The following is a 21,880-nucleotide window of genomic DNA, read 5'->3' as shown; positions in this document are numbered from 1 at the left end:
CGCCTTTCCTTACCTCCCCCGTCCGCGCAACGCGCCCGAGCGCACGGTGCTTCACGCCGCGCGCTTGCCCCGCAATGCCTGCCGACGCCACCGCGTCGCTCCTGAAGGATGGATCATGAATTCGCCCCGCTTGCCCGCCCTCCTGTTCGCGCTATCCGCCGCCCTTGGCGCCCCTTCGCTGGCGGCCGCCCAGTCCCCATCCGTTCCCGCCGCCAAAGCGGCCGATGCGACGACCCTGGCCGACGCCCGCAAAGGCTTTCGCACCACCCCGGTCCGCAAGCTGCGCCAGCAAGAGCCCATCCCCGCGCCGCCCGCCGACATCTTCAAGCTCGTACGTTACGAGGCCGCCCCGGGCAAACTGGGTGCTTACCTCACGCCCGATCCGAACGACGGCAAAAAGCATCCGGCCATCATCTGGATGACCGGCGGCGACTCCAACACCATCGGCGATGTCTGGTCGCCCAACCCGGTCAACAATGAGCAGAGCGCGAGCGCCTATCGCAAGGCGGGCATCGTCATGATGTTCCCCGCGCTCAGGGGCGGCAACGACAATCCCGGCGTCCATGAAGGCTTCCTCGGCGAAGTCGACGACGTGCTCGCCGCCGCGGCCTACCTGGCCAAACAAGCGTACGTCGACCCGGACCGGATCTACCTGGGCGGGCACAGTACCGGCGGCACCCTGGCGCTGCTCACCGCCGAGGTCTCGACCCGCTTTCGCGCCGTGTTTTGCTTTGGGCCGGTCGCTGACATCGACGGCTACGGCGGACGCTTCACGAGCTTCAATCCCGCCGATCCGCGCGAAGCGGCGCTGCGCTCGCCCGGACGCTGGCTCGAATCGGTGCGCTCGCCGGTGTTCGTGATCGAAGGCGCGGGTGGGAATATCGACTCGCTGCTCGCCATGCGCGGCGCCACGCACAACCCGCAAATCCGCTTCGTTCCGGTCAAGGGCGCGGATCACTTCAGCGTGCTGGCGCCGGCAAACCGGGTGATCGCGCAAAAAATCCTTGCCGACAGCGGCGCCGCCACCAGCATCACCTTGTCGGCGACAGAAATAAGTCCCCAGTAAGCGTCACGGGGCGCGCGCACCTGCCCGCCCCCCGCTGTGTCCAATAGAAATTGTCTTCCATAAGATGGTTTGTTAGAATTCATCTTGTTTTTTTAATATTGCACACATCGTCGGGAGCATATCCCGGGACCAACCTGGAACAGCCATCAGCATGCATGCCAACAAACCGCCGTGCGCCGCCACGCAATGAATGATGCCGCCCGCCTCGCCACGCTGGCCGCCTGCATGCTGACCGTGCCGATGGCGGCCGCGGCCCCCCTGCCCGCTCAACCGTTCGCACAGCAGCGCTGCCCCGCCGGCGACGCAGCCAAGGGAGCCGACAAAGCCGCCGGTGCGCCGCGCATCTTCGGCGCCCTCGGCAAGGACCGCCGCCCCGCGCTGAAAAAAATCCTCGCCGACGGCGACAATCCGAATACCTGCCATGGCGGCGTCACGCCCTTGATCGTGGCGGCGGCCGGCGGCGATGTGGACGCCATCCACATGCTGCACCAGGCCGGCGCCGTGCTCGATGCGCCGCGTGACGCGCAAGGCGGCACGGCGCTGCGCGCGGCGCTGGCCAACGGCCAGTGGCCGGCCGCCAGCGCCCTGCTCGAACGCGGCGCCGACACGCGCCAGCGCGACGACGACGGCAACACCGCCTTGCACCACCTGGCCAACAGCGCCCACAGCGCCGACCCGCGCGCGCAGGCGGCGCTGGCCGACATGATGCTCAAGCTGGGCGCCATGATCGACCAACCCGCCATCGGGGCCAGCACCCCGCTGATGCTGGCCATCGAAGCCGGCAAGCGCGATCTGACGGCGTTCCTGGTGGACCAGGGCGCCGACCCGGCCCTGCGCAACGGGCGCGGCGAGAATGCGCTGGCCATCGCGCGCCGGCGCGCCCTGCCCGACATCGTCGCGATGCTGGAGCGCTGCATCGGCCAGCGTCCGCCGCATTGCGCCGACAACGGCACGCCGCCGCGCTACTCGACCAAATAGCACCATCGCCGATTATTTTTTGATTGCCAGAAAACGGACCCAGCGCATGAGCGAGAATACAGCAGCAAACAGCACGGACCCGGCGCCCCGGGTCGGCATCCACGAAGGCAGCATCGGCCTGCCACCGGGCTATCAGGACAACACCACCAATATCTTCGTACCGGCCGACCTGCAGAACCAGCCCAACCTGAGCATCGCGCGCGACTGGCTGGCCGACGGCGAAACCCTCGCCACCTATGTCGACCGTCAGCTTGGCCTGCTCAAGGCGCGCCTGTCCAGCCACAAGCTGCTGGACCGCGCGCAAGAGCGCCTTGGCGCGCACCAGCCGGAAATGCTGGGCGAACGGATCGAGGCCCAGTACAAGAACGGGGCCCAGACGATACGCCAGCGCCAGGCCGCCTTTTTGATCGGGCCGAAGCGCGCGCTGATCCTCACCGCCGCCACCGCGCGCCCCTTCGACGAACGTTTTGAAACCCTCTGGCGCAATTGGCTCGACAGTTTTGCACCGCCCGCCGGCACCGATGGCGGCACTGCCCCTACCGAGGTGTAAAACCCGAGGCAACGCAGCCACGCCGGAAACTGCCCGCAGCGCCGCGACAGAAACGTCGAGTACGGGATCGGGGGATATCTCTGGCGGCGCGTCAAGGCGCGCCTGCCACACCCCTATAGGGCACGACGGCTGAACATGCCCCACCGATTGCGCAGGCAGCGCCCGAACGCGTGCGCGACCGCCGTCTTGCCTTGCCACGTGCTCAAGGTCACGATGCACAAGAAAGGGTCGCCCTGGCATTGCACATCGAGCGCGCGTTCCGGTGACGCGGTGTCGAACTGAATAAACACATTGGCGTCTTCCAATTCCCCCAACGCAATGCCCTGGCTGACCAAGGCGCGTTGCAAAAACATCGCATAGTTTTTGACGACCTGCGACGCGGCCGGCGTAGACGGAATGGAAATACCATCGAGCAACGACAACAGAAAAGCGTAATCAGGAGCGCTGCACTCCTTATATAGCTCGCCGAGCGCCCAGTAGCCGCCCACATCGTTGTTGCGGCTGACGAAAGACTGCGATATCCCCGCCGCGACATGTTTCAAGGTCTTCAGCTTCATCATTCATCCTTTCTGGAAGGGGCCATGCGGGCAGCATGGCGCATGCTACTTGGACAGCCATCCAGGACCTTCGTTTGCCCGTTTATTCATATTGATATACGGACATTTTATATTGCCCAGCAACATCACTGGCGCGAATAATGCATATAGGCAGAAAATCGGTGTTATTGATATTTGTGATATGAGGCATCATAAATCGAAATTTTCTTTATAGCTCGGACTCTCTTATACTGCACTGCAACAACGCAATTTAATCCCCAGGAGAGTTCCACATGAGCAGCGCCACCTACACCCAACCGACGAACCAAGGCTTCCGCCATTACCTGGCCGACGTCAGCAATGCGGCGCGTGCCTTTGCCGCAGCGCTGTTTGCAGCGCAAGAGCGCCAGTTCATCGCGCAGGAAGTGGCGGTCAAGCCGGCTCAGAACGACCGGGCGCGCATGCGCAGCCATCGCAAGCTGCTCGTCATGGCAAACGCCTACCAGCACATGCATCCGAGCCTGGCGGCCGAGCTGCGCAATCTGGCATCGCGGGGTTGATCATGGAAGTGATCGAATATCTCCCGGGCGCCCTGGCAGCCATCGCCTTTGTCGTACGCATTGCCATCTTCTTCCGCGACGGCCCTGAGCCGGAGCAAGACCAGCACGACGCATAAAACTCAACGGCCGCACTCGCGGCCGTTTTCACGTACGGCGCCGCCCCCTGCGGCGCACAAACACGCCCCTTCCCTCCAGTACCCGGTCTGCCGCTTGCAATAGTTCACGCTCAAATACTTTATTTCATGATATATTATTGAAATACATATTGAATGACGCACACGACTCATGTCCAAGCCCGACAATCCATTTGACCTTGAACGCTTCACCGAAGGCGCGGACATGGCCTGCGCCCTGCTGAAAGTGCTGGTCAACCGCGACCGCCTGCTCCTGCTGTGTCAGCTGTCTCACCATGAGCGCAACGTTGGCGAACTGGAACAACTGACCGGCATTCGCCAGCCGACACTGTCGCAGCAGCTCACCGTGCTGCGCAACGAGCAACTGGTCAGCACCCGGCGCGCCGGCAAGCAGATTTTCTACTCGCTCAGCAGCGCGCAGGCGACGGCCGTCATGGATGTGTTGTATCAGCAGTTCTGTTCGCCCACCTCGGAGAAACAAAAAAATGCCACCGCTCAATCCTGACCTTCTCCGCGCGCTGGCAGGCGGCGCCCTGATCGGCCTTGCCGCCGCCATGTTCCTGTTGCTCAATGGCCGCATCGCCGGCATCAGCGGCATCCTCGGCGGGCTGCTGCGTCCGGTTCGTAGCGAACTCGGCTGGCGCATTGCCTTTCTTCTGGGACTAGTGCTCTCGCCCTTGGTGTTCGCGCTGTTCGCGCCGCTGCCCCCGGTGCACGTCGAGGCCGGCAAGGCGAGCCTGATCGTGGGCGGTCTGCTGGTCGGACTGGGCACCCGCTACGGCGCCGGCTGCACCAGCGGGCACGGCGTGTGCGGCATGGCGCGCCTGTCGCCCCGCTCCTTGGCCGCGACCGCCGCCTTCATGCTGGCCGGCTTCCTTACCGTCTTCGTGCTGCGCCATCTGTTCGGATCGGGCGCGTGATGAAATACGCCGGCGCAGCCTTCCTCAGCGGCCTGGTTTTCGGCCTTGGCCTGATCCTGTCGGGCATGACCGACCCGGCCAAGGTGATCGGTTTCCTGGACCTTGCCGGCGACTTCAATCCCGCCCTGGCCCTGGTGATGGCCGGCGCCATTCCGGTGGCGGCGATCGCCTTCCGCATCGCGGCGCGGCGCTCGACGACCTTGCTGGGCACAGCGCTGCACCTGCCCGGCGCACGCAAGATCGACCGGCGCCTGCTGACCGGCGCGCTGACCTTCGGCGCCGGCTGGGGCGTGGCCGGCTACTGCCCGGGCCCCGCGCTGGCCTCGCTGGCGACCGGCGGCGGCGATGCCTTGCTGTTCGTGGCCGCCATGCTGGGCGGGATGCTCCTCTTTGAATTGATCGAATCGATCCGCAAGGCGCGCCGCGTCCCGTAAACACGACGGCGGCGTCGCGCGCCGGGCACGCTCGTGCACGCGGAAAACGCACGGCCGTCAAGCCGCCCACACCCCGCCGCGCCTGCGCTAGAATGCGATCCTGCAACTTCCCGCATTTCCTTTCATTTTCTCTCGAATTGTATTTACCATGCGCCTATTTGTCCTTCCCCTCCTGGCCGCGATGTGGGCGATCCCCGCCGTCGCCGCCACGCCCATCAGCCTCGATCAGGCGATGGCCCACCCCGACTGGATCGGCACGCCGGCGGAAACCGCCTGGTGGAGCTGGGATGGCAAACAGGTGTTTTACAAGCAGAAGCGCATCGGTTCCCAGCTGCGCGACATCTACCAGGCCGCGCCCGGAAAACCGCGCCTGGCCGGCGACGCCGAACTGGCCAACCTGGACAGCGACAAGGTCATCTACAACCGCGAGCACACCCGCTCCATCATGCTGCGCAATGGCGACCTGTTCGAGCGCGACCTCAAAAGCGGCGCCCTGACCCAGATCACGCGCGGCAGCAGCGGCCTGGCGTCGCCCCAATATTCCGCCGATGGCCTCAGCGTGCAGTTCCGCGTCGGCCATGAATGGCTCGGCTGGAAACGCGCCGACCGCCTGATCTCGCCGCTGGCCGCGGCGCGCGCCACCAAGGACCCCGACGCCGCGCCGGATGCCGACAACCTGCGCGATTTGCAGCTGCGCCTGATCTCCACGCTCAAGCGCCAGAAGGATGACCGCGACGCGGGGCGCGAGCGCGCCGAACAGGAACGCCGCGCCGATCCCACGCGCGCACCGGCGCCGATCTACCTGGGCGAGAAGGTCGTCATCGACGGCAGCGCCCTGTCGCCGGACGGCCGCTGGCTGCTGCTGGTGACCGCGCCCAAGGCCACCGACAAGGGCCGGATCGGCAAGCTGCCGCGCTACGTGACCGAATCGGGCTACGAAGAATTCGACGACCAGCGTCCGCGCGTGGGCCGCAACGCGCCGGTCGCGCATACGCTCAAGCTGGTCAACCTGGCCACGCGCGAGATGCGCGACCTGTCCTTCGACACCCTGCCCGGCATTACCGTCGATCCGCTGGCCGACCTGCGCAAGGCGCAAAAGCTGCCCGAGCTGAAAGGCAACCGCGTGGTGCGCGTGGACGACGACGGCGCCGCGGTCGAATGGAACCGCAACGGCACCGGCGTGGCCGTGATGCTGCGCGCCGCCGACAACAAGGACCGCTGGATCGCCACCGTCGACCTGGCCGGCGCCACGCTAAAACCCGTTCACCGGGTCACCGACAAGGCCTGGGTCAACTCGGGCAACAACGAATTCGGCTGGCTGCCCGATAACAGCACGCTGTGGTACCTGTCCGAAGAAAGCGGCTACGCACACCTGTACACCCGCGCCAGCGATGGCAGGACGCGCGCGCTCACGCAGGGCAAGTGGGAAGCGACCCGCATCCAGTGGTCGGCCGATGGCGCCACGGCTTTCATGATGTGCAACCCGAACAATCCGGGCACGTATGAAGTGTGCTCGGTCTCGGCCAGTGACGCAAAACTGCGTGAAGTGACCGCGCTCGAAGGCGTGGAGCAATTTGCGCTGTCGCCGGACGAACGCAAACTGCTGGTGCACTATTCGTCGAGCTACATGCCGACGCAGCTGGCGACCGTCGCCGTCGGCGGCGGCGCGCCGGTCAAGCTGACCGATACGCGCTCGCCCGAGTTCAAGGCGCGCAGCTGGATCGAGCCGCAGTACGTGGCCGTGCCGTCGACCAAGGGCGCGGGGCAGATCTGGGGCAAGCTGTATCGTCCGGCGACCCTGGAACCGGGCAAGAAGTATCCGATCGTGATGTTCGTGCACGGCGCAGGCTACCTGCAGAATGTGAGCAAGCGCTATCCGGTGTACTTCCGCGAGCAGATGTTCCACAACCTGCTGGTCGAGAAGGGCTACATCGTGCTCGATCTGGACTACCGTGCGTCGAAAGGCTACGGGAGCGCGTGGCGCACCGCGATCTATCGCCAGATGGGTTATCCGGAGCTGGAGGATTATGTGGATGGCGTGAACTGGATGGCCGCGAACCACCAGGGCGATTTGAAGAACGTGGGCGTGTACGGTGGCAGTTACGGCGGCTTCATGACGTTCATGGCGCTGATGCGTGAGCCGGACATGTTCAAGTCAGGCGCGGCGCTGCGGCCGGTGACCGACTGGACGACGTATAACCACGAGTACACCGCGAACATCCTCAATACGCCCGATCTCGATCCGGAGGCGTACCGCAAGTCGTCACCGATCGAGTACGCCGACAAGCTGCGCGGGCACCTGCTGATCTCGCACGGGATGGTGGACGATAACGTGTTCTATCAGGATTCGGTGCGCATCGCGCAGCGCTTGATCGAGCTGAAAAAGGATCACTGGGAACTGGCCAGCTATCCGCTGGAGCGCCACGCGTTCGTGCAGCCGGAGAGCTGGTATGACCAGTATCGCCGGATTTACCAGCTGTTTGAGCGGACGTTGAAGTAACGGTCCGCGCACTTACCGCTAACCCACGTCGTTCCCGCGCAGGTCCCAGTTTCTATGAAACTCCTCAAATCTCTTGGAACTGTGCAAAGTGCGAGGGCGCTTCCAAATGGCGCTAACCTAAGCTCCGTCATTCCTGCCATTGGCAGAAATGACTTCCCGCGCAGGCGGGAATCCATAGCACATTCGTATATCGACGGTGCTATGGGGGAAACGCATGCGTTTCCGCCTGCGCGGGAGCGACGGTTTCGAGGTTTGTAGTCGCAAAGCTGCTCAAATTAGCGGCAAAGACTAGTTCCTGGAGAGGCGGGAACCCAAGTTTTTCGATCCACCTGTCGCTGTGGTACTTGGGTTCCCGCCTGCGCGGGAACGACGTAATGGAGTGCGACGGCCTAATCGCTAACTGCAAGAAAATCCAGCAACGTCAACGCCACCACCTTGGTCGCCTTGCGCAAATCCTCCAACGCCAGGCGTTCATCCGCCTTCTTCGCATTCGATTCCGGCACCGTGCGCGGCCCCGCGCCATACAGCACCGCCGGTATCCCGTGCTCGCCATACAAACGGGCATCCGCATACAGCGGCGTGCCCTGTGCCGGAATCTCCTCGCCGATCACCTGCCTGCCATTCTTCTGCAAGCTCGCCACCAGCTTCTCCGACCCCGGCAACGGCCGCAGCGCGTGCGACAGCAGCAAGCGCCTGATCTCGACCCGGATGCCCGGCTCGCCGCGCACGGCATCCTCGATCAACGCCCTCACCTGCGCCTCCACCGCGACCGGATCTTCTTCCGGAATCATGCGGCGGTCCATCTTCATCACGACCTTCCCCGGCACCACGTTGGTGTTGGTGCCGCCATCGATGCGGCCCACCAGCATGGTCGGCGAATCGATCCCCGCCACTTTCGACTTGATTTTTTTAAGTTCCGGCAGCTGTCCGTAAATCGCATTCAGGATGCGCGTTGCAGCCTGCAGCGCATCGTGCCCGGTCTCCGGCATTGCGCCATGCCCCGACTTGCCGTGCACCGTAATTTCCAGCTGCAGGCAGGCGTTATGCGCCGTAACGATGTTGTAGCTGAAGCCCGCCGCGATGACGAAATCGGGCTTGGTCAGTTTTTGCTCAAGCAGCCAGCCCGGCCCCAGCAAACCGCCGAATTCCTCGTCGTAGGTGAAATGCAGTTCAAGCCCGCCCTTGAGCGGCACGCCCAGCGCTTCCAGTGCGCGCACGGCAAATATATACGTCGAAAAATCGCTCTTCGACACCGCCGCCGCGCGCCCGTAAATGAAGCCATCTTCGACCACGCCACCATACGGCGGATGCACCCAGCCTTCGCCCGGCGGCACCACGTCGCCATGCGCATTGAGCGCGATGGTCGGCCCGCCCGCCGCATAGGGCCGGCGCACGATCAGGTTAGTGATGCTCTCCATGCCGTAATCGCGCACCGCCTGCGCCGGCACCGCGTGCTTCTCGGCGCTCCAGCCGAATGCTTCCACCATCGCGGCCACGGCATCCGCGTGCGGCGCGTTGTTCCCCGGCGGCGTGTCGGTCGGAATCCGGATCACCTGCTGCAAAAACGCCACCTGCTCGTCGAAGTGGGCGTCGATCCAGTCGATCAGTTTTTCTTGTACTTGCATTGTCATTGCTGTTCTTCCTATTTGGCGCCGGCTTCAAACCACGCAGCGACCTGCGCGCGCTCGGAATCGGTCATGTTGGTCAGGTTCGCGAGCGGCATGGCCTTGAGTTGCACCGACTGCTGATAAATCTTCGCCGCGTTCTGGTGTATCAGTGCCGCGTTGTGCAGCATGATGCCGGCCGGTGCGCTGGCAAACCCTGGCTGGGTCGGACGCTCGGCGTGGCACGTGGCGCAGCGCTGCGTGATGATGGCCTGCACCTGCGCGAACTGCGCCGCCGGATCGGTACCGGCAACCGCAGCGGCAGGCGCCTTGGGCGCGATCGCAATGGCCACCGCCAGCAGCAGCGCCACGCCGGCCGCAGGATACTTCCACTCCACCCGGCCCTTGTGGCGCAGGTTGAAGAAATGGCGGATCAACACCCCCGCCGCCATGATCCCGGCCAGCACCGCCCACGCATGCTCGTGGCGGTACGTCATGGCGTAGTGATTGCTGATCATGATGAACAGGACCGGCAAGGTGAAGTAGTTGTTATGCACGCTGCGCTGCTTGGCCTTGAGGCCGTGAATCGGGTCCGGCTTCTGGCCCGCCATCATCGCGGCCACCATCTTGCGCTGTCCCGGAATGATCAGCATCAGCACATTGGCCACCATCATGGTGCCGATCATGGCGCCCACGTGGATGTACGCCGCGCGCCCGCTCAGGTATTTGTTCAGCACATACGCGCTGGCGACCAGGAACAGGAACATCACGATCCCGAACGGCATTTCGCGCTGACCTAGCGGGGAGCGGCACAGCAGGTCGTACACCGTCCAGCCGACCACCAGGCTACCGATGCCGATGCCGATCGCCTGCCACGAACCGAGGTCCGCCACGGCCTTATCGACCATCATCGCCTGCGCATTGAAGTAGTAGACGATGGTGAGCAGCGCAATACCGGACAGCCAGGTGGAATAGGCTTCCCACTTAAACCAGTGCAGTTCCTTCGGCAGTTCCGCCGGCGCGACCAGGTATTTCTGCGGGTTGTAGAAGCCGCCGCCATGCACCGCCCACAATTCGCCCGACACGCCTTTCCTGGCGAGGTCGGAACCGGGCGCCGGTGGGCGGATGGTGTTGTCCAGCCAGACGAAGTAAAACGAGGCGCCGATCCAGGCGATGCCGGTGATGACGTGCAGCCAGCGCACGATGAGGTTGAGCCAGTCTAGGCCGTAGGGGATCAGGTATCCGAACACTTCCATGGGGTTCCTTGTTGCGTGGGCTGCGGCGATAGTAGCGCGATTTTACCCAAGATAAACTGATTCAAGTGCGACAACATGAAATATGGCGTATATTCGACATACTCGAATTCATATACATACCGATGTCCAGCCTTCCCCAACACCTCGACCTGCACCTGATCCGCATTTTGTACCTGCTGCTGGTCGAAAAAAACGTTTCGCGCGTGGCGCTCAAGCTCAATCAGCCGCAGCCCTCGATCTCGGCATCGCTGCGCAAACTGCGCGAACTGACCGGCGACCCGCTGCTGGTGCGCGGCGCGCGCGGCATGGTGCCGACCCAGCATGGCGAGAGCCTGCTCAAGCCGGCCAAGCGCATCCTCGACGAAACCGAGAGCCTGTTTGTCAAAAAGTCGCCCTTCGTGCCGCAGGAAGAAGCGCGCACCTTCCACATCGCCGCGCCGGATTACCTCGACAGCCAGTTTTTGCCGAACGTGGTGGCGGCGCTGCGGCGCGGTTCGCCCAACAGCCGCGTGGTCATCCACAGCCTGGGCGGCGGCGTGGATTACATCCGCATGCTGTCGGACGGCGACATGGATCTCGTCATCGCCAACTGGGACGAACCGCCCGCCCACCTGCACATCTCCAAGCTGTTCGAAGACCCGATCATCTGCACCATGCGCGCCGACAGCCCGTACGCCAAACGCACGGCCAGCGACGCGATGACGATCGAGGACTACCTGTCCCTGCCCCACGTGGCGCCGTCGCAGATGCTGCCCGGTTACCACGGCGTGATCGACTCCTTCCTCGAACGCCAGGGCATGCAGCGTACGGTGGCGGTGGAATCGGCCTATTTCGGCCTGATTCCGTATATGCTGACGCAGACCGACCTGGTACTGACCACCGGCCGCCAGTTCATGCGTTTTTACGAAAAGACGCTGCCACTCAAGAGCTTCACGGTGCCGGTCAAGTTCCCGCCAATGCGGTTTTATCAGTTGTGGCACGAGCGCGTGCACCAGGCGCCCGAGCACAAATGGCTGCGCGACCAGGTCAGCGCGGCGGCCAAGGCGCTGGTGCAGAAGTAGCGATAGCGGTTATCAGCTGGTTCGTATGTGCATAACGCGGCCAGCACTTATGATCGATCATCAAGGATGGAATACCGAAACATGACTACATTGACGGATTTGAACAGCTGCGATGCGGCGACCTTTGTCGGCACCCTGCACGGCATTTACGAACACTCGCCGTGGATTCCGGAACGCGCATTGTCCGGGCGCCCTTTCGCCACCGTCGCGGCGCTCAAGTACGCGCTGCAAACGGCGGTGACCAAGGCCAGCGTCGACGAACAGCTTGGCCTGATCCGCGCCCACCCCGAACTGGCCGGCAAAGCGGCCATCGCGGGCGAGTTGACCCAGGAATCGACCAATGAGCAAGCCAAGTCCGGCCTGAACCTGTGCAGCGCGGAAGAATACGCCACCCTGCACAAGCTCAATGCCGACTACAACGCCCGCTTCGGCTTTCCGTTCATCCTCGCGGTCAAGGGCCCGGACGGCAACGGCCTGACGCGCCGCGCCATCATCGAGACGTTCACGCGGCGCCTTAAAAACCAGCGCCCCGACGAGATGGCCGAATGCCTGCGTCAGATTCACCGCATCGCCGAACTGCGCATCAACGACCTGCTCAAGCTCACGCCCATGTTCGGCCCAACCGTGATGCAGTGGGCCGAGACCATCGGCGCATGGAGCGAAGCGGATGATGGCCTCACGTGCTCGTACATGACCGGCGTGCACCAGCGCACCGCCGCGCAACTGGCCGAATGGATGCGCGACGCCGGCATGGAAACCTATATCGACGCCGTCGGCAATGTGGTCGGGCGCTATCTGTCGGCTGACCCGGATGCGAAGACGCTGATGACCGGTTCGCACTACGATACCGTGCGCGATGGCGGCAAGTACGACGGGCGCCTCGGCATCCTGCTGCCGATCGCGGTGGTGCGCCACCTGCACGAGCGCGGCGAACGCCTGCCCTATCATCTCGAAGTGGTCGGCTTCGCGGAAGAAGAAGGCGTCCGCTTTCGCAGCACCTTCCTGGGCAGTAATGCCGTAATCGGCCAGTTCGACATGGCGCTGCTGGAGCAGGTCGACGCCGACGGTGTGTCCATGCTGCAGGCACTGACGGCCGCCGGCCACCATCCCGCGGCGATTGACGGCATCGCGCGCAATCCGGCCGATCTGCTGGGTTTTGTGGAGGTGCATATCGAACAGGGGCCGGTGCTGCTGGAGCGCGGCCTGGCGGTGGGCGTGGTGACGGCGATTGCCGGCAGCTCGCGCTACCTGGTCGATCTGATCGGGCTGGCCAGCCATGCGGGCACCACGCCGATGAACATGCGCAAGGATGCTGCTGCGGCGGCGGCGGAGATCGTGCTGCTGGTGGAGCGGCGTTGCAGCGGGGCCGGATCGCTGGTGGGCACGGTGGGACAATTGCAGGTACCGAATGGGTCGGTGAATGTGATTCCCGGCCACTGCAAGCTGTCGCTCGACATCCGCGCGGCGGACGACGCCGTGCGCCACGCGGCCGTCAAGGAGATATTGGATGGCATTGAGGCGATCTGCGGGCGCCGGCATGTGGAAGTGGAGATTGAGCAGATTGTGTCGGCACCGGCGGCGCCATGTGCGCCGGCGCTGATGGATCAACTGGGCGACGCAATCGAACGCGCCGGCCTGCCGCGCTACGACCTCGCTTCAGGTGCGGGGCACGATGCGATGGCGATGGCGAAAATCACCGACGTGGCGATGTTGTTTACACGGTGCGGGAATGGAGGCATCAGCCATAACCGGCTGGAGACGATGACGGGCGATGATGCCGAACTGGCGGCGCAGGTATTGCTCGATTTTTTGAAGAACCTACTATAGCGTCGTTCCCGCGCAGGCGGGAACCCAAGTCCGTCGAACAGTTAACGGCTCCAGATGTAACTTGGGTTGCCGTGGGGGCGCCTAGCCCTGCGCGGGAACGACGGAGCCTCTGCAAGCAGCGAGAATGACGTTCTATGGCGTCAGCACGACCTTCCGGCATTCATCCTCCTTCTTATCGAACATCCTGTACCCCTCCGCCGCCTGCGACAAATTCAGGCGATGCGAGATAATCGCATTCGGATGCAGCTCGCCTTCCTCGATGAACTTGAGCAGCTCCGGCATATGCTTCTGCACGTGCGTCTGCCCCGCCTTGATCCCGATCCCCTTCTCGAAGATATCGCCAAACAGGAAGCCGTGAATAAACCCGGCATACAAGCCAGGCACGCTAACCGTCCCACCGCGCCGCACGGCAGCGATGCACTGGCGCAGCGCCTTGCCGCTGCTACCTTCGAGCTTCAGGTTGGTCATGACGGTTTCCACCGCACTTCCCTTGGCCTCGAAGCCGACCGCCTCCACCACGCCATCGACGCCGCGCGCATCGGTGTGATCGAGGATGAACTCCGCAGCGTCGCAATCGTCGAAATTGATCGGAATGACGCCATACGTCTTGCGCGCGAATTCCAGCCGGTAGGCATGATGGTCGACCATGAAAATCTTTTCGATCCCAAGCATGCGCGCACTGGCCGCCGCCATCTGCCCGACCGGCCCGGCACCGAAAATCGCCAGGCTGCCGCCCTTGCCCACGCCCGTATTGAGCACGGCCTGATAACCGGTCGGCAGAATATCGCTTAAAAACAGCACCTGCTCGTCGGCCAAGGTGAGCGGAATCTTGATCGGGCCGACATTCGCCTTCGGCACCCGCACGTATTCGGCCTGCCCGCCCGGCACGCCGCCATACAAATGACTGAACCCGAACAGCGCCGCGCCAGAGCGCAGGCTTTTCTTGTTCATGATCGAACCACGATCGGGATTGGTCGTCTCGCAGGCGGAATACAGATTCATGTCGCAGAAAAAGCAGCTGCCGCACGCGATCACGAACGGCACGACCACGCGGTCGCCCTTTTCCAGCTTGGTGACGCCGGGCCCCTTCTCGACAACTTCGCCCATGAACTCATGGCCCAGGATATCGCCGCTTTTCATCGCCGGGATCTTCCCGCGGTACATGTGCAGGTCCGATCCGCAGATCGCGGTGGCAGTCACTTTCAGGATGATGTCGTCCGGCTCCTGCAAGATCGGATCGGGAACGTTGTCGACCTTGACGTCGTTGCTGCCGTGATAGGTTAAAGCGCGCATGAACTGTCCTCCTCGTGGAAAAGGACAGCGTAACAAGCAAACTCCTACACACGAATCAGCAGAATTCGAGAGTATTAGTAGGAGGATGCCGACGTGATTTCTTAACTGAAATTATGTGGACACGATTTTCGCGCGCTCCAGCATGGCGTGCAGCAATACATTGCAGCCCGCTTCGAGGTGGTCGGACTTGGCGTCCTCGATCTCGTTGTGGCTGATGCCGTCCTTGCATGGCACGAAAATCATCCCGGCGGGCGCCAGGCGGGCGGCGTAAATGGCGTCGTGGCCGGCGCCGGACACCACATCCATGGTGGAGTATCCGAGTTTCGCGGTCGCTTCGCGCACCGCGCCCACGCAGTCCGGATGGAACGGGCAAGGCGGATAGTACGATACGCGCTCGATCGAAATGACCAGCCCGGAATCGCTGCGGGTCTTGTCGATAAAGGCCAGCATCTCTTCATGCATGGTGTTGAGCAGTTCATCGTTCACGTTGCGCAGGTCGATGCTGAATTTGACCTCGCCGGGAATGACGTTGCGGCTGTTGGGGAACACCTGCACCATGCCGACCGTGCCACGGCCATACGGGGGATAGCGGTTCGCGATCTTCACCACCTCCTGCATGATGTAGGTGGAGACCTGCATCGCATCCTTGCGCAAGCCCATGGGCGTGGGGCCGGCGTGCGCCTCCATGCCGGTGACCACGCAGTCGTACCACGACAGGCCCATCACCGCCGGCACCACGCCAATCACCTTGTCGGCGTCTTCCAGCACCGGGCCTTGTTCGATATGCGTCTCAAAATAGGCGCCGATGGGATGCTGGCCGGGCACCTGCTCGCCCATGTAGCCGATACGCGCCAGTTCATCCTTGACGCTCTTGCCTTCGGTGTCCTTGGCGGCGTAGGCCGTCTCCAGGCTGAAGGCGCCGCAGAAGACGCCGGAACCCATCATCACGGGCACGAAGCGAGAGCCTTCCTCGTTGGTCCAGAACGCCACTTCGACCGGCGCTTCGGTAGCGATGCCCTCGTCATTCAGCGTACGCACAACTTCCAGGCCGGCCAGCACGCCGTAGTTGCCATCGAATTTGCCGCCGGTGGGCTGGGTGTCGATATGGCTGCCGGTCATGATTGGCGGAAGCGACGGATTGCGGCCTTCGCGGCGCATGAAGACATTGCCGATCTGGTCGATCGCAATCGACATGCCGGCTTCCTTTGCCCAGCCGACGACAAGGTCGCGCCCTTGCTTGTCGAGGTCCGTGAGGGCAAGGCGTTTGACGCCGCCTTTTGGCGTGGCGCCGATTTTAGCCAGTTCCATCAGCGACGCCCACAGGCGCTCGCCGTTAATGCGCAGATCGTTCATTGATCACTCCAAAAATTGAAGACATGCGACGGTAGGTCAAGCATGGGTCTTGGTGAATGCGGGCCGGTCGACATGCCGCCCGGCGCCCGCTACCGCGCGCAGCTCGCCCCTGGCGAATACCACGTTCCCGGCATGCAGGGTATGCGATGGAATGCCCTTCACGGTGCGGCCTTCGAACACATTGAACCCACCCTTGGCAAACTGCGTCTTGGCCGAAATGGTGCGCGTGCCTTCCGGGTCCCACACCACCAGGTCGGCATCCGCACCCACCGCCACCACGCCCTTGCGCGGGTACATATTGAAAATCTGCGCCGCATTCGCGGACGTCACGCGCACGAACTCGGATGGCGTGAGCATTCCGGAATTGACACCGGCGTCCCACACCACCGACATGCGGTCCTCGACACCGCCGCAGCCGTTCGGGATTTTGGTAAAGTCATCCTGCCCGGCCGCCTTCTGCTCCGCGCAAAAGGTGCAGTGATCGGTCGCCGTCGTATGCAGGTTCCCGCCGCGCAGGCCCTGCCACAGAGCCGCCTGATGGTGCTTGCTGCGAAACGGTGGGCTCATCACGTGCCCGCGCGCGAAATCGAGGTCGGCGCTCTGGTACACGCTGTCGTCGATCACCAGGTGCCCCGCCAGCGCCTCCCCGTACACGCGCTGGCCCTTGGCCCGCGCACGTGCAATCGCATCGAGCGATTCGGCGCACGACACGTGCACGATGTACACCGGCGTCCCCAGCACGTTGGCGATCGCAATGGCGCGGTTGGCCGCCTCCGCTTCCACCTCGGGAGGACGCGAGAGCGGATGCGCGCTCGGGCCGGTGATGCCTTTTTTTAGCAGGTCCTGCTGGAGCTGGAAAACCAGTTCGCCATTTTCGGCGTGCACGGTCGGAATCGCACCCAATTCCAGCGCGCGCGTAAAGCTGCGCACCAGCGTTTCATCGTCCGCCATGATGGCGTTCTTGTATGCCATGAAGTGCTTGAAGCTGTTCACGCCATGATCGCGCACCAGCACACCCATTTCCTCGTGCACCTTGTCGCTCCACCAGGTCACCGCCACGTGAAAGGTATAGTCGCCCGCTGACTTCGCGGCCCAGCCGCGCCACGTGTGGTACGCCTCCAGCAAGGACTGCTGCGGATTGGGAATGACGAAGTCCATGATGGTCGTGGTGCCGCCCGCAAGGCCGGCGGCGGTTCCGGTAAAGAAGTCGTCGGCCGTCACGGTGCCCATGAATGGCAATTGCATGTGCGTGTGGGTGTCGATCCCGCCCGGCATGACGTACTGGCCGCTGGCATCGATCACCGTCGCATTGGCGGGTGCATCGAGGTTCTCGCCGACGGCGATGATCTTGTCGCCCTCGCAAAGCACATCGGCGCGAAACGCGCGGTCTGCGTTGACGACCGTGCCGCCGCGGATAATCGTGGTCATAAATCTCTCCTGTAAGGCAAACAGATATTCAGGTACGGGCTGCGGTGCTCAGGGTGGGCAGCGCCTTCCCCTTCATCATCACGCCGTACACCAGTGCGGAAATGGCGATTCCGACGAACCACGCATATGTGTACAGTGTCTTGAACAACGCGCCCACGTCCGGGAATGACGCCGGAAAGGCCGCATTCAGGAAGCCGGGAATATTCGGCACCACGCCCACGACGAAGGCGACAATCGCGGCCATGTTCCAGCCGTTCCCGTACGAGTAGACGCCGTCGTCGCGGTACAGGTGGGCGACATTGAGTTCCGTCTTGCGGATGAAGTAGTAATCGATGATCAGGATGCCGGCGATGGGCCCGAGCAGCGCCGAGTAGCCGATCAGCCATGTGAAGATATAACCTTCGGTCGATTCGAGGATCTTCCAGGGCATCATCACCAGCGCGATGCCCGCCGTGATGTAGCCGCCGGCGCGGTAGGTGATGTGCTTGGGCGCCAGCGACGAAAAGTCATAAGCCGGGCCAACCAGGTTGGCGGCCAGGTTGACGCTGACGGTATCGACCAGCAGCACGATCAGCGCAATGAGCACGGCGGCGCCGGTCATGCGGCTGGCCAGGTCGACCGGATCCCAGATCGCCTTGCCGTACAAAACCACGGTGGCCGACGTCACGATCACGGCCAGCGCTGCCAGCAACCCCATTGGCAACGGCAGGCCGACCGACTGGCCGATAATCTGGTCGCGCTGGGTTTTGGCGAAGCGCGTAAAGTCGGGAATGTTCAGTGCCAGGGTGGCCCAGAAACCCACCATGGCCGTGAGCGATGGCCAGAAGGTGCTCCAGAACTGGCCCGCTTTCTTGCCGCCTTCGACGAACTGGGATGGCTGTTCGAGCAGTGGACCGAATCCGCCGGCCTTGTTATGGACCCAGCCAAGCAGCACGAAGCAGATGACGATCTTGAGCGGCGCGGTCCAGGTTTCGAGTTTGCGGATCGATTCCATGCCGTGCACGATGTAATAGAACTGGATAGCCCAGAACGCGAGAAAGCACAGGAGCTGCATGCCGTTGATGCCCAGGCCCGCGATTTTGGCGCCGCCGATTTCAGCTCCCAGCAGCACGCCGAGCAGGGTGTAGATCATGCTGCCGCCGAACCAGGTCTGGATGCCGTACCAGCCGCAGGCGACGATGGCGCGCATCAGGGCGGGAATGCGGGCGCCCGTGGTACCGAACGATGCACGCGCCAGCACGGCGTAGGGAATGCCGTACTTGGCGCCTGCGTGGCCGATCAGCAGCATGGGCAGAAGAACGATGGCATTGGCGATGAAGACCGTGAGCACCGCCTGGTAGCCGGACATGCCGCCTTCGATCAGGCTGGCCGACAGGGTATAGGCCGGGATGCACATGACCATGCCGACCCACAGGGCGGCGAAGTGGTACCAGCGCCAGGTGCGCTGCGCGTCGGAGGTGGGCGCGAGGTCTTCGTTCCAGAGCTGCGTGTTGGCGGACAGGTCGTTGCTCACAGTGGGGTTCTCCAATTTGGTAATGAGGACGGTACGTCGTTCCCGCGCAGGGCTCGGCGCCCCCGCGGCAACCCAAGTCTGTCGATCCGTCTGTGGCTACGGACCGAAATTGGGTTCCTGCGGGGGCGCCGAGCCCTGCGCGGGAACGACGGTTCCAAAGACAGTGGCCGTTGTCGTTTTCCAGTTAGCCTAGCACTTCGGCCCTTGGATTCCTCGGATCCTGCGTCCAGTTCATATACGGTTTCACGGCCGGCTGCGGCACCATCGTAATACACGCCTCCACCGGACAGGTAATCTCGCACAGATTACACCCAACGCACTCGGACTTGATCACTTCATACGTGCGCACACCCGCCGCGTCGATCAGCTGCGCGATCGACTGGTGCGAGGTATCCTCGCACGCCACATAGCACTTGCCGCACTTGATGCACTTGTCCTGGTCGATCTGCGCGATCACCTGGTAGTTCATGTCCAGGTATTTCCAGTCCGTCGTATTGGGCACCGCCTTGCCCGAAAACTCCGCGATGGTCTTGTACCCCTTCTCGTCCATCCAGCGCGACAGGCCGTCCTTCATCTCCTCCACAATGCGGAACCCGTGCAGCATCGCCGCCGTGCACACCTGCACCGAGCCCGCGCCCAGTGCGATGAATTCGGCCGCGTCGCGCCAGTTGCCGATGCCGCCGATGCCCGAAATCGGCAATCCGTGCGTCTCGGGATCGCGCGCGATCTCGGCCACCATGTTCAGCGCGATTGGCTTGACCGCCGCGCCGCAATAGCCGCCGTGCGTACTGGCGTTGCCCACGATCGGCAGCGCCACCATGCGGTCCAGGTCCAGGTGCGTGATCGAATTGATGGTATTAATCAGCGACACCGCATCGGCCCCACCCGCCTTGGCCGCACGCGCCGGCTTACGCACATCGGTGATGTTCGGCGTGAGCTTGACGATCACCGGCAGCTTCGAGTGCTTCTTGCACCAACGCGTCACCATCTCCACATACTCGGGCACCTGCCCCACCGCCGCACCCATGCCGCGCTCCGGCATGCCATGCGGGCAGCCGAAATTGAGCTCGATGCCATCGGCGCCGGTCGCTTCCACCTTGGGCAGGATCTCGGCCCACAGCGCTTCCTCGCACGGCAGCATCAGCGACACGATCATGGCGCGGTCCGGCCAGTCCTTCTTTACCTGCGTGATTTCGCGCAGGTTGATCTCCAGCGAGCGATCGGTAATGAGTTCGATGTTATTGAAGCCGATCACCTCGCGGTTCTTGCCGTACAAGGCGGAGTAGCGCGACGACACGTTTACTGCGGCCGGATCTTCACCGAGCGTCTTCCAGACCACCCCCCCCCAACCCGCCTCGAAAGCACGCACCACGTTGTAAGCCTTGTCGGTCGGCGGCGCGGAGGCCAGCCAGAACGGATTGGGGGACTTGATGCCGCAAAATTCGATGCTCAGGTCAGCCATGGGAAACCTCCACCTTGAATTGGATGTCATTGTGAATGGCCATCGCCGCCAGCTTGCCATGCTGGACCGCCTGAACCGTCAAATCCTGCCCGGGCGCGATGCAATCGCCGCCCGCATAAATGCCCGTCAGCGCCGTGCGGAACTGCGCATCGACGTGAATCTTGTCGCCTTCGCGCGTGATCTGCTGCGCCATCTCGTCCGACAAGCCGACCGGGTCGATGCTCTGGCCGATCGCCTTGAACACCGCTTCGGCGGCGATTTCGATGAAGGCGCCGGTGCCGATCAGGCGTCCGCCGTCGAGGCGTGTTTCTTCGAAGCGCATGCCGCGCACGCGGCCCGCCTCGTCGAGCAGCACTTCCAGCGGCGCCGCCCAGGTGCGGATGCGCACCAAATTGGCCTTGGCGATATCCTGTTCGTGGTGCGTGGCGGTCATCGACTCGAAGCCGCGGCGGTACACCAGGGTCACGTCTTGGGCACCGAGGCGCTTGAGCTGCACCGCCATGTCGATTGCGGTGTTGCCGGCGCCGATGACGATGGCGCGCGCGGGCACCGGCAGCGCCGTCAGGTCGCTCGCCTGGCGCAGGTCTGCGATATAGTCGACCGCCGCCATCAGGCCGGGCGCGTTCTCACCCGTCAAGCCGAGCTGGCGGCTGGCGTTCAGGCCCAGGCCGAGGAACACGGCATCGTACTGGGCATGCAGCTCGTGCAGATGGAGGTTCACGCCGAGCGTGCGACCATGCTGCACTTCGATGCCGCCGATACTGAGCAAGAACTCGACCTCGCGCTGGGCGAAGTCGCCGGTCAGCTTGTACTTGGCGATTCCGTATTCGTTCAGGCCACCGGATTTTTCGCGCGCCTCGTAGATGACGACATCGTTGCCCAGCATGGCCAGGCGGTGCGCGCACGACAGGCCGGCCGGCCCCGCGCCGACCACCGCGATCTTTTTTCCGGTGCGTTCGGCGCGCTGGAAGGGATAGGACTTGAAGGAAGCGTGATCGAGCGCGTGCCGCTGCAGCAGGCCGATTTTGACCGGCTGGCCTTCCTCGTCGTGATTGCGCACGCAGGCGTCTTCGCACAGGATCTCGGTGGGACACACGCGGGCGCAGCTGCCGCCCAGGATGTTCTGCTTGAGGATGCCCGCCGCCGCGCCGTTGATGTTCTTGTCGTGGATATTGCGGATAAAGCTGGCCACGTCGATCTCGGACGGACAGATGCGGGTACACGGCGCGTCGTAACAGTACAGACAACGCGCGCTTTCGATTGCGGCCTGGCGCTCGGTCAGCGCCGGGGCGAGATCGGTGAACTGGTCGGCCAGTGCGCTGCTGGAGCCGGCCGCATGCGGCAGGTGCTTGAGAGAGTCGATCATTTTACATCCCTGTTTTTATCATGTTTTCGCCAACACCCT

Annotated in this window: 19 protein-coding genes; 10 read left to right on the top strand and 9 right to left on the bottom strand. The window is 63.4% G+C overall.

All coding sequences use genetic code 11. The annotated features are described in order from the left end of the window. Positions 1–115 precede the first annotated feature (115 nt). The 3 genes from IV454_RS14500 (at position 116) to IV454_RS14490 (ending at position 2,594) form a co-directional block, all read left to right on the top strand. Complete coding sequence (locus IV454_RS14500; protein WP_206092013.1) at positions 116–1,066, top strand: alpha/beta hydrolase family protein; 951 nt, start codon at positions 116–118, stop codon at positions 1,064–1,066. Between the two features lie 186 nt (positions 1,067–1,252). After that, positions 1,253–2,044, top strand: coding sequence for an ankyrin repeat domain-containing protein (locus IV454_RS14495; protein ID WP_206092012.1), 792 nt, complete (start codon positions 1,253–1,255; stop codon positions 2,042–2,044). A gap of 46 nt (positions 2,045–2,090) precedes the next feature. Next, on the top strand, positions 2,091–2,594 hold the full coding sequence (locus IV454_RS14490) for a DcrB-related protein (protein ID WP_206092011.1): 504 nt from the start codon (positions 2,091–2,093) through the stop codon (positions 2,592–2,594). A 113-nt stretch (positions 2,595–2,707) separates the two neighbouring features. Here the strand turns inward: IV454_RS14490 and IV454_RS14485 are convergent, their stop codons facing one another. Continuing rightward, complete coding sequence (locus tag IV454_RS14485) at positions 2,708–3,154, bottom strand: hypothetical protein (protein ID WP_206092010.1); 447 nt, start codon at positions 3,152–3,154, stop codon at positions 2,708–2,710. Between the two features lie 269 nt (positions 3,155–3,423). Between IV454_RS14485 and IV454_RS14480 the strand changes: the two genes are divergently transcribed. The 5 genes from IV454_RS14480 (at position 3,424) to IV454_RS14460 (ending at position 7,678) form a co-directional block, all read left to right on the top strand. Next, positions 3,424–3,690, top strand: coding sequence for a hypothetical protein (locus tag IV454_RS14480; protein ID WP_054266547.1), 267 nt, complete (start codon positions 3,424–3,426; stop codon positions 3,688–3,690). A gap of 285 nt (positions 3,691–3,975) precedes the next feature. Next, entirely contained in the window at positions 3,976–4,329 is a 354-nt protein-coding gene (locus IV454_RS14475) for an ArsR/SmtB family transcription factor (RefSeq protein ID WP_206092009.1), read from the top strand. Continuing rightward, positions 4,310–4,744 carry a YeeE/YedE family protein gene (locus IV454_RS14470; protein ID WP_206092008.1) on the top strand — a complete coding sequence of 145 codons (435 nt, stop codon included), beginning with the start codon at positions 4,310–4,312 and terminating at the stop codon, positions 4,742–4,744. Before IV454_RS14475 ends, IV454_RS14470 begins: the two co-directional genes overlap by 20 nt. Further along, the gene (locus tag IV454_RS14465; RefSeq protein ID WP_206092675.1) at positions 4,744–5,178 is read left to right on the top strand and encodes a DUF6691 family protein; all 435 of its coding nucleotides are present in this window, start codon (positions 4,744–4,746) and stop codon (positions 5,176–5,178) included. The genes IV454_RS14470 and IV454_RS14465 overlap by 1 nt, the downstream gene beginning before the upstream one ends. 148 nt (positions 5,179–5,326) lie before the next feature. Beyond that, positions 5,327–7,678 (top strand): S9 family peptidase, encoded by a 2,352-nt coding sequence (locus IV454_RS14460; protein WP_206092007.1) that lies wholly within the window; start codon positions 5,327–5,329, stop codon positions 7,676–7,678. Between the two features lie 389 nt (positions 7,679–8,067). On the opposite strand, the gene IV454_RS14455 is transcribed toward IV454_RS14460, so the two are convergent. Beyond that, on the bottom strand, positions 8,068–9,309 hold the full coding sequence (locus IV454_RS14455) for a M20/M25/M40 family metallo-hydrolase (protein WP_206092006.1): 1,242 nt from the start codon (positions 9,307–9,309) through the stop codon (positions 8,068–8,070). An 11-nt stretch (positions 9,310–9,320) separates the two neighbouring features. Beyond that, a complete protein-coding gene (locus IV454_RS14450) occupies positions 9,321–10,538 on the bottom strand; it encodes a urate hydroxylase PuuD (RefSeq protein ID WP_206092005.1) in 1,218 nt (405 codons plus the stop codon). A gap of 122 nt (positions 10,539–10,660) precedes the next feature. Between IV454_RS14450 and IV454_RS14445 the strand changes: the two genes are divergently transcribed. Continuing rightward, a complete protein-coding gene (locus IV454_RS14445) occupies positions 10,661–11,599 on the top strand; it encodes a LysR substrate-binding domain-containing protein (RefSeq protein WP_054266540.1) in 939 nt (312 codons plus the stop codon). 81 nt (positions 11,600–11,680) lie between these two features. After that, on the top strand, positions 11,681–13,426 hold the full coding sequence (locus tag IV454_RS14440) for an allantoate amidohydrolase (protein ID WP_206092004.1): 1,746 nt from the start codon (positions 11,681–11,683) through the stop codon (positions 13,424–13,426). Positions 13,427–13,558: 132 nt separating this feature from the next. Here IV454_RS14440 and IV454_RS14435 read toward each other — a convergent pair whose 3' ends face one another. From IV454_RS14435 to IV454_RS14410, 6 genes are all read right to left on the bottom strand, one after another. Then, on the bottom strand, positions 13,559–14,719 hold the full coding sequence (locus IV454_RS14435; RefSeq protein WP_206092003.1) for a zinc-dependent alcohol dehydrogenase: 1,161 nt from the start codon (positions 14,717–14,719) through the stop codon (positions 13,559–13,561). A 111-nt stretch (positions 14,720–14,830) separates the two neighbouring features. Beyond that, the gene (locus tag IV454_RS14430; RefSeq protein ID WP_206092002.1) at positions 14,831–16,072 is read right to left on the bottom strand and encodes a Zn-dependent hydrolase; all 1,242 of its coding nucleotides are present in this window, start codon (positions 16,070–16,072) and stop codon (positions 14,831–14,833) included. 36 nt (positions 16,073–16,108) lie between these two features. Next, entirely contained in the window at positions 16,109–17,500 is a 1,392-nt protein-coding gene (gene hydA / locus IV454_RS14425; protein WP_206092001.1) for a dihydropyrimidinase, read from the bottom strand. A gap of 28 nt (positions 17,501–17,528) precedes the next feature. Beyond that, complete coding sequence (locus IV454_RS14420) at positions 17,529–19,013, bottom strand: NCS1 family nucleobase:cation symporter-1 (RefSeq protein WP_206092000.1); 1,485 nt, start codon at positions 19,011–19,013, stop codon at positions 17,529–17,531. A 184-nt stretch (positions 19,014–19,197) separates the two neighbouring features. Continuing rightward, a complete protein-coding gene (gene preA / locus IV454_RS14415) occupies positions 19,198–20,475 on the bottom strand; it encodes an NAD-dependent dihydropyrimidine dehydrogenase subunit PreA (RefSeq protein ID WP_206091999.1) in 1,278 nt (425 codons plus the stop codon). Next, positions 20,468–21,841 (bottom strand): NAD(P)-dependent oxidoreductase, encoded by a 1,374-nt coding sequence (locus IV454_RS14410; RefSeq protein WP_206091998.1) that lies wholly within the window; start codon positions 21,839–21,841, stop codon positions 20,468–20,470. Before IV454_RS14410 ends, preA begins: the two co-directional genes overlap by 8 nt. Positions 21,842–21,880 lie beyond the last annotated feature (39 nt).

Source organism: Massilia antarctica, from assembly GCF_015689335.1.
GTDB lineage: Bacteria > Pseudomonadota > Gammaproteobacteria > Burkholderiales > Burkholderiaceae_D > Telluria_A > Telluria_A antarctica.
The sequence above is the reverse complement of the archived record's forward strand: the minus strand, read 5'-3'. Positions and strand labels throughout refer to the sequence as shown.